Genomic DNA, 8,522 nt, shown 5'->3' with positions numbered 1-8,522 from the left:
GTCAGCGTCGGCGTGTCGTCGGTGCTGAAGGGCGTGGACACGGTGGCGGCGCTCATGAAGCGTGCCGATCTCGCGCTCTACGAAGCCAAAAGCGGCGGCCGCAATCGGGTCGTCGCCAAGGCGGCGTAGTGACCCAGCCCCGATTATCCAGTCAACCCGACAGGGTTACCCGTTTACCTTAATCCAAGCGATTCGCGAGCCTTGGTTAAGAAACTGTTGATTTTTATAAGCTCTTGCGCGACTGTGCAGGCCAAGACGAAGCCGGCACGAGGATAGACCGCCGGCTCCGGTCCCTGGGAATACCCCATGATGCTCAGGTCCGCCGCATCTCCTGGGTCCGTGGGGTCGGCCGGCCGGCGCTGGCACATAGTGGCCTCCTCGTACCGCTGCCAAACGCCGACCGGCCCCCTTCTTTCCAATGAACATCAGAGCTCCGTGCCAAAGCACGGAAGACTCTGGGTTTTTGCGCCTGAAAATCTGGATATCGTTAGGGGAAATTGCCCCGAGCGCTTGTTCCGCGGCAACCAACAGGGGAAACAATACCGTTCCCTTCCATTTCATACATATGGCGCACAAGGGGCTTGCGGCAAGACCCGGCTCCTCCCGTAAAACCGACCCGAACCAAGGTGCGGAAAACGGGAGTGATGACAATGGTTTCAGATCATGCGGTGGTGATCGCCGGGGGTGGTCCGGCGGGATTGATGCTGGCGGGCGAACTGGCGCTAGCAGGCGTCGACGTTGCCATTGTCGAAAGGCGGCCGGATCAGAAACTTGCCGGCCTGCGCGCAGGTGGCCTCCATGCACGCACCATCGAGGTGCTCGACCAGCGCGGAATTGCTGATCGGTTCCTCTCGCAGGGCCAAGTGAGCCCGGCCGTAGGTTTTCACATGATCCGCCTGGACATCAGCGACTTCCCAACCCGGCACAATTACCTGTTGGCGCTGCGGCAGAACCACATCGAGCGCATCCTGGCCGACTGGGTCGGCGAGTTGAAGGTGCCGATCTATCGTGAACACGAGGTTGCGGGGTTTATCCAGGACGACAGCGGCGTCGACGTCGAACTGTCCACCGGTCACCGCCTGAGGGCCGCATATCTGGTCGGCTGCGACGGAGGCCGCAGCACCATTCGCAAGGCGGCCGGTATCGAGTTCACCGGATGGGATCCGACGATGAGCTGGATGATTGCCGAGGTCGAAATGTCGGAAGAACCGGCATGGGGCTTCCGCAGCAACGCCTCCGGAATTCATGCCCTGGGTAAGATCGAGGACGGCAAGAAGGTTGGCGTCGTGCTGACGGAGCCCCGCCTGGAGGCGCGCGGCGAACCGACGCTACGCGAGCTCAGCGAGGCGCTGGCCGCCATCTATGGCACCGATTTTGGGGTCCACAGCCCGACCTGGCTCTCCCGCTTCACCGACATGACGCGCCAGGCTGCCGCATATCGCGACAGACGCGTGCTGCTGGCCGGCGATGCCGCCCACGTCCATCCGCCGATGGGTGGACAGGGCCTCAACATCGGCGTGCAGGATGCGGTGAACCTTGGATGGAAGCTGGCCCAGGTCATCAAGGGGATATCGCCGGAAAGCCTTCTCGACAGCTATCACGCCGAGCGCCATCCGGTTGCCGCCCGCGTGTTGCGTAACACGATGGCGCAGGTCGCGCTTCGCCGCACGGATGACCGCAGCAAGGCCTTGGCCGACACCGTTGCCGAGTTGCTCGGCATGGATGAACCCCGCAAAAAGATCGCAGCCGAGATGTCCGGCCTGTGTGTCCACTACGACCTCGAAGAGGGGCACCCGCTGCTTGGGCGGCGAATGCCCGATCTCGATCTGACCACCGCCGGCGGACCGTTGCGGGTCTTCACCTTGCTGCACGACGCGCGGCCCGTGCTGCTCAACCTCGGTGAGCCCGGCAGACTGGACATCGCGCCCTGGGCAGAACGGGTTCGGCAGATCGACGCCGGTTACGCCGGTATCTGGGACCTGCCGGCTCTCGGGAGTGTCGTTGCGCCCGACGCGGTCTTGATCCGGCCCGATGGTTATGTGGCTTGGGCCGGGGCGGGAACCCAACGGGGCCTTGTGGGCGCGCTGACCACCTGGTTCGGGCCGCCTGCTGCCGCAGGTTAGCAGACGCGATCGCGCGACCGCCTTGAGAATATTGCGTCGCTTCCTCCGACAGTGCTCCTGACAGTTTGTTGACAGGAGTTTTCAACTGTGCAGAATTGGTTGGACCATTGGACCACTCGGAGGAAATGTGGACCAGAACAGCCTGCCACCCATTCAAATCACGGCGCGCGACGACGCCGTGTTGAAGGCGTTGGTGGGATTTGTTCGCGCCGAAGCCCTGCAGCTGGGCGACAGACTCCCAACCGAACGCATTCTCGCCGAGCGGCTGAAGGTCAGCCGCAACACCGTGCGCGAGGCTCTGACACGCTGGGAAGGGCTCGGCCTCGTCGAACGCCGGCAAGGCAGCGGCACCTATCTCAAGGCGGCTGTTTCGCCTGATATGCTGCACATGCCGCTGACACTGGCCGGCGGCAATGATTTCACCAGCCTGATGCAGACGCTGGAGATCCGCCGCGCGCTGGAGGCGGAGGCAGCAGCCCTTTGCGCCGAACGCGCCAGCCAAGCCGATATTGCCGAGATCGCACGCAAGCTCGACATCATGGAACAGGCGTTCCGCACGCGCGAGGGCATGTCGTCGGAAGAGGATTGGGAGTTCCACCAGGCGATCTACCGGGTCTCGGGCAATCCGCTGTTCGAGCAGATCATCGCCGCCATGCATGAGCTGTTTCACCGCTTCTGGGAGCATCCGCTCGGCGTGCGTGACTTCGGCCACGCCAGCTTTCCCTATCACCGGACCATCTACGAACGCATTGCTGCCCGCGATCCGCAGGGCGCTCGCGCCGAGGCGCTCAAGCTGATCGCCACCGTCGAGGACGACCTCAAGCGCGGCGCGGCCAAACTCAAACTCTCGAGCCAGACATGAACGAGCATCCATCAGGTTTCGATTACGACTATCTCACCGAAGCGGCCACGCTTTTGGCGCATGACGAACCGTTCCCCGGCGGTGCGGTGGTGCCGCCGATCTACCAGACCTCGCTGTTCACCTTCGCCAACTATGCCGAGATGGCCGATACCTTTGCCGGCAAACGAAGGCAGCCGATCTACTCGCGCGGCGACAATCCCACGGTGATGGAGTTCGAGGCGCGCGTGGCAGCGCTCGAGGGCGCAGAAGCCGCGCGCGGCTTTTCCAGTGGCATGGCGGCGATCAGCGCCACAGTGCTTGCGTTCGTCGGTGCGGGCGAGCGCATCGTGGCGGTGCGCAATTGCTATGGCGATGCCTACCGTTTGTTCGAGCGGCTGTTGCCGCGCCTCAACATCAAGGTCGACTATGTCGACGGCTCCGACCCGGATGCGGTCGCGGCGGCACTTCCCGGCGCCAAGCTGCTTTATCTGGAAAGCCCGACCTCGATGATGTTCGAGCTGCAGGACATCGCGCATCTGACACGGTTGGCCAAGGAACAGGGCATCGTCACCACGATCGACAATTCCTGGGCGACGCCGGTGTTCCAGAAGCCGATCACGCATGGCGTCGACCTGGTGCTGCATTCGGCCTCGAAATACCTTGGCGGCCACAGCGATACGGTCGCGGGCGTCGTGGCGGGTTCGGCTGCCCACATCAAGCACATCAACGAGCAGACCTATTCCTATCTCGGCGGCAAGCTGTCACCGTTCGAAGCGTGGCTTTTGCTGCGCGGCCTGCGCACGCTGCCGCTGCGCCTGCCGCACCACATGAAGAGCGGCCTGACCATCGCCGAACGGCTGAAGGCGCATGCCGCTGTCGAGCGGGTCAACCATCCCGTCTATTCGAACCACCCGGGCAAGGCGACGCTGGCCGGCTATGCCGGGCTGTTCTCCTTCGAGGTTACGGACGAGATTGACATCCCCGTCTTCGTCGACGCGCTGAAATATTTCCGCATCGGCGTCAGTTGGGGCGGGCATGAAAGCCTGGTCGTGCCGGCCAAGGCGTCGCTGGAGCAGACGCCGGGCCTGAATTCGATGGCGCGCTTCGGCGTCAGCCCCCGAACCATCCGCTTCAATGTCGGATTGGAGAGTGTCGAAGACCTGTGGGCGGATGTCGCCCAAGCCTTCGAAAAAGCCAGAAAATAACAAGCGGGTTCAAAATGGGAGTCTTGAACATGAAAAAACTGACCGTCATGCTTGCCACCGTTGCGGGACTGGCGATTTCCGCCGGAAATGCTGTGGCCGATTCGACCCTGAAAATGGTCGAAGTCATCACCAGCCCGCCACGCACCGAATTCCTGAAGAAGCAGATCGCCGAGTTCGAAACGGCCAATCCAGGCATCAAGGTCGAGCTGATCTCGCTGCCCTGGGGGCAGGCGTTCGAGAAATTCCTGACCATGGTGCAGGCCGGCGACACGCCCGACGTGGTCGAGATGCCGGAACGCTGGATGGGCCTCTATGCCAACAATGCCCAGCTCGAGGATCTCGGCCCGTATATGGCCAAATGGGACGACGCCAAGACGCTGGGCGACCGCGCCAAGCAGTTCGGCTCGACCGTCAACAACACCCAGTTCATGATCCCCTACGGCTACTATGTGAACGCGCTGTTCTGGAACAAGAAGCTGTTCAAGGAGGCAGGTCTGGACGGCCCGCCGGCCACGCTCGACGAGTTCGTCGCCGACTCCAAGAAAATCTCCGCCATTCCGGGCAAATACGGCTACTGCCTGCGCGGCGGGCCGGGTGCCTTCAACGGCATGCACATGTTCATGAACATCGCTCAGGGCAAGGGTGGCTACTTCAACGAGGACGGCACTTCGACGATCAACGAGGAGGGCTCGGTCAAGGGCCTGCAGATGCTGGCCGATATGTACAAGGACGGCCTGGCGCCGAAGGATGCGGTGAGCTGGGGTTTCAACGAAACGGTCACCGGCTTCTATTCCGGCACCTGCGCTATGCTCAACCAGGATCCGGACGCGCTGCTCGGCATCGCCGACAAGATGAGCGCCGACGATTTCGCGGTAGCGCCATTGCCGGTCGGGCCGAGCGGCAAATCCTATCCGACACTCGGCTATGCCGGTTGGGCCATGTTCGCCAACTCGCAGCACAAGGACGACGCCTGGAAGCTGATGGCGACCCTTTTGTCGCCGAAGGACAATCTGGAATGGGCCAAGGAAGTCGGCGTCGTCCCGATCCACAACGGTGCCGACCAGGATCCCCATTTCAAGACCGAGCAGTTCAAGGGCTGGTTCACAGAGCTCAGCGACAGCTCCAAATATGAAATGGTCACCCCGCCGACGCATCTGGAGAACCTCGGCAATTTCGTCGACCAGGTGGCGATCAAGAATTTTCAGGAAGTGCTGCTTGGCCAGAAGACGGCCAAGGACGTCGCCGACCAGTGGGCTGCCTTCCTGACCAAGGAACAGCAGGACTGGATGGCGAAGAACAAGAAATAAGCGCGTTCTTTCCTTCTCCCGTTCACGGGGAGAAGGTGTCACGAAGTGACGGATGAGGGGCGGCGGTAGTTTTGCCTACTTTGCGCTGCCCCTCATCTGCCTGCCCATCCTTCGCAGCCGCTGCGCTGCAGCTTCGGAGGGTGAACCGGCACTTCTCCCCGCTCATTGTCCATCCGCTGCTCCAGGGAGCCGATCCTCACCCAATGACCTATGCCGTGTCCGAAATACGATCCGTCGGCAAGCCTCGAAAGAAGCGGCTGTCGCATGCCGCTATCGAGCCATGGCTCTATCTCAGCCCGGCGATCATCCTGCTGGTCGTGGTGCTTCTGGTGCCGCTGGTCATCGGCATCAGCTACTCCTTCCGCAAGTTCTCCGCCTTCAAGTCCGAATATGTCGGGCTCGGCCAGTATCAGGCGATGCTGTCGGATCAGGTGCTGGGCCAGGCGCTGGTCAACACGTTGTGGTGGACGGTCGCCAGCCTTTTCTTCCAGTTCTTCCTCGGCCTTGGCCTGGCGCTTCTGCTCGACAAGCCGTTTCGCGGCCGCAAGGCTGTACAAGCCCTGGTGTTCCTGCCCTGGGCGGTGCCGTCCTTCCTGTCGGGCCTGACTTGGGCCTGGCTGTTCAATCCGATCATCGGCCCGCTGCCGCACTGGCTGTTTGCATTGGGTCTGAAGGCCGAGCCGACCAATGTGCTGTCCGATCCGTCAACCGCCATGTGGGGGCCGATCGTCGCCAATATCTGGTTCGGCATTCCGTTCTTCGCCATCACGCTCCTGGCGGCGCTGAAGTCGATCCCGTCGGAACTGCATGAGGCTGCGGCCATCGATGGAGCCTCGCCCTGGCAGCGCTTCACCAAGGTGACGCTGCCGTTTCTGGCGCCGACCATCGCCATCACCGTGATGTTGCGCACCATCTGGATCGCCACCTTCGCCGACCTGATCTTCGTCATGACCGAAGGCGGACCGGCCGGCTCGACCAACACTGTGCCGGTCTACATCTATGTCAGCGCCTTCAAATCGCTGGACAAGGGCTATGCCTCGGCGGTGGCCGTGCTGCTATTGGTCCTGCTCATTGCCTATGCGATTGCGCTGATCGGTATCCGCCGCACCCTGGTGAGGCACGTCTGATGATCGCAGGACGCACAGCCTCGCAGCGCTTCTTCGGCGGCATCGGCCTCTACGCGGCAATCGCGGCTTACGTGCTCTTTGCCTTGTTCCCGATCTACTGGACGCTGAAGATCTCGGTCACGCCGGAGCGGCTGCTTTATTCCGAAGGCATCACCTTCTGGCCGTCGCACATGACGCTGCAGAACTTCGTCACCGTGCTCGAGGCCACCGATTTCCCCCGCTATTTCCTCAACAGCGTCATCGTCTCGGTATCGACGGCGGCACTGGTGACAATCATCGCCACGCTTGCCGGTTATGCCATGTCGCGCTTCACCTTTCGCGGCAAGGCAGCACTGGCGCTGATGTTGCTTTTGACCCAGACCTTTCCGCTGGTGATGGTCATTCCGCCGATCTACCGCGTGATGGGTCAGATCGGACTGATCAACAGCCTGACCGGGCTGATCATCATCTACACCGCCTTCAACACGGCTTTTGCCACCTTCCTCATGCAGTCCTTTTTCGACGGCATCCCCAAGGATCTGGAGGAAGCGGCGATGATCGACGGCTGCACGCGTGCGCAGGCGATGCGCAAGGTGATTGTACCGCTGACGCTGCCGGGCATGGGCGCGACGCTCGGTTTCGTCTTCACCGCCGCCTGGAGCGAGCTTCTGTTCGCGCTAATGCTGATTTCCAGCGACGACCAGAAGACCTTCGCCGTCGGCTTGCTCACCTTCATCGGCAAGTTCGCCGTCGATTGGGGACAGATGATGGCGGCATCCATCCTGGCGTTGATCCCGGTCTGCATCTTCTTCGCCTTCCTGCAACGCTATCTCGTCACCGGCCTGACCGCCGGCGCCGTCAAAGGATAGATCGATGGCCTCTGTTACGCTCGATAAGGTCCGCAAGGATTATGGCGCCGTCCGCGTCCTGCACGCGGTCGACCTTGAAATCGCCGATGGCGAGTTCGTCGTCCTGGTCGGCCCGTCGGGCTGCGGCAAGTCCACGCTTTTGCGCATGATCGCCGGGCTGGAGGAGGCTTCCGGCGGCGAGATCCGCATTGGCGAGCGGCTGGTCAATGACGTAGCACCCAAGGACCGCGACATCGCCATGGTGTTCCAGTCCTACGCGCTTTATCCGCATATGGACGTGTCGAAGAACATGGGCTTCAGCCTGCTCCTGAAGAAGGCGGAGAAGGCGACGATCGACTCCAGGGTGGACGGCGCCGCCAAGCGGCTCGGGCTCGATACCTTCCTGCAGCGCCTGCCGCGGCAATTGTCCGGCGGCCAGCGCCAGCGCGTCGCCATGGGCCGGGCGATCGTGCGCGACCCCAAGGTCTTCCTGTTCGACGAGCCGCTGTCGAACCTCGACGCCAAGCTGCGCGTCCATATGCGCGCCGAGATCAAGGCGCTGCACCAGCAACTGAAGACGACATCGGTCTATGTCACGCACGACCAGATCGAGGCGATGACCATGGCCGACCGGATCGTCGTCATGCATGACGGGCTGATCCAGCAGGTCGGCGCGCCGCTCGATCTCTACGACCGGCCGGCCAACATGTTCGTTGCAGGTTTCATCGGTTCGCCCGGCATGAATTTTCTGCCGGCGACGGTTCGCAAGGGCGCTACGTTGGAGGCCGTACTGGCCGACGGCCAGGCGCTGCGGCTGCCGGAAGACTTGCCACTGACCCACGGTGACGCCATCACCGTCGGTTTGCGGCCCGAGCATATCAAGCTGGCGGACGACGGTGCGTTGAAGGGCGAGGTGGGTGTGGTCGAGCCGCTCGGCCTTTCGACGCAGTTCTACGTCAAGCTAGCCAGCCAGCAGCTGTGCGTCTTTGCCATGGGCCGTGCCGGCGTCAAGTCCGGCGACGTGGTGCGGTTGGCGGCCGAACCGGACCAGCTGCATCTGTTCGATGCGAAAAGCGGCGAGCGCATCGGCTG

Annotated in this window: 8 protein-coding genes; all 8 read left to right on the top strand. The window is 62.4% G+C overall.

The window, feature by feature from the left end; all coding sequences use genetic code 11:
• Window positions 1-129, top strand: a 129-nt coding sequence (locus tag EN884_RS15875) for a diguanylate cyclase (protein WP_127408810.1), incomplete at its 5' end; no start/stop codon positions are given.
• A gap of 521 nt (window positions 130-650) precedes the next feature.
• A complete protein-coding gene (locus EN884_RS15865) occupies window positions 651-2,123 on the top strand; it encodes an FAD-dependent monooxygenase (protein WP_063170221.1) in 1,473 nt (490 codons plus the stop codon).
• Window positions 2,124-2,250: 127 nt separating this feature from the next.
• A complete protein-coding gene (locus tag EN884_RS15860; protein WP_013531928.1) occupies window positions 2,251-2,985 on the top strand; it encodes a FadR/GntR family transcriptional regulator in 735 nt (244 codons plus the stop codon).
• Entirely contained in the window at window positions 2,982-4,169 is a 1,188-nt protein-coding gene (locus tag EN884_RS15855; RefSeq protein ID WP_063167895.1) for a PLP-dependent transferase, read from the top strand. The genes EN884_RS15860 and EN884_RS15855 overlap by 4 nt, the downstream gene beginning before the upstream one ends.
• Before the next feature lie 29 nt (window positions 4,170-4,198).
• The gene (locus tag EN884_RS15850) at window positions 4,199-5,476 is read left to right on the top strand and encodes a sugar ABC transporter substrate-binding protein (protein ID WP_063167896.1); all 1,278 of its coding nucleotides are present in this window, start codon (window positions 4,199-4,201) and stop codon (window positions 5,474-5,476) included.
• Between the two features lie 203 nt (window positions 5,477-5,679).
• Window positions 5,680-6,603, top strand: coding sequence for a sugar ABC transporter permease (locus tag EN884_RS15845; protein ID WP_063167897.1), 924 nt, complete (start codon window positions 5,680-5,682; stop codon window positions 6,601-6,603).
• Window positions 6,603-7,451, top strand: coding sequence for a carbohydrate ABC transporter permease (locus tag EN884_RS15840; RefSeq protein WP_013531924.1), 849 nt, complete (start codon window positions 6,603-6,605; stop codon window positions 7,449-7,451). Before EN884_RS15845 ends, EN884_RS15840 begins: the two co-directional genes overlap by 1 nt.
• Before the next feature lie 4 nt (window positions 7,452-7,455).
• On the top strand, window positions 7,456-8,522 hold a 1,067-nt coding region (ugpC, locus tag EN884_RS15835), incomplete at its 3' end, for a sn-glycerol-3-phosphate ABC transporter ATP-binding protein UgpC (protein WP_063167898.1).

Origin of the sequence: Mesorhizobium sp. M7A.F.Ca.AU.001.01.1.1 (assembly GCF_004022735.1) — a bacterium.
Classification (GTDB): domain Bacteria; phylum Pseudomonadota; class Alphaproteobacteria; order Rhizobiales; family Rhizobiaceae; genus Mesorhizobium; species Mesorhizobium ciceri.
This window is presented reverse-complemented; position numbering and strand designations above follow the sequence as displayed.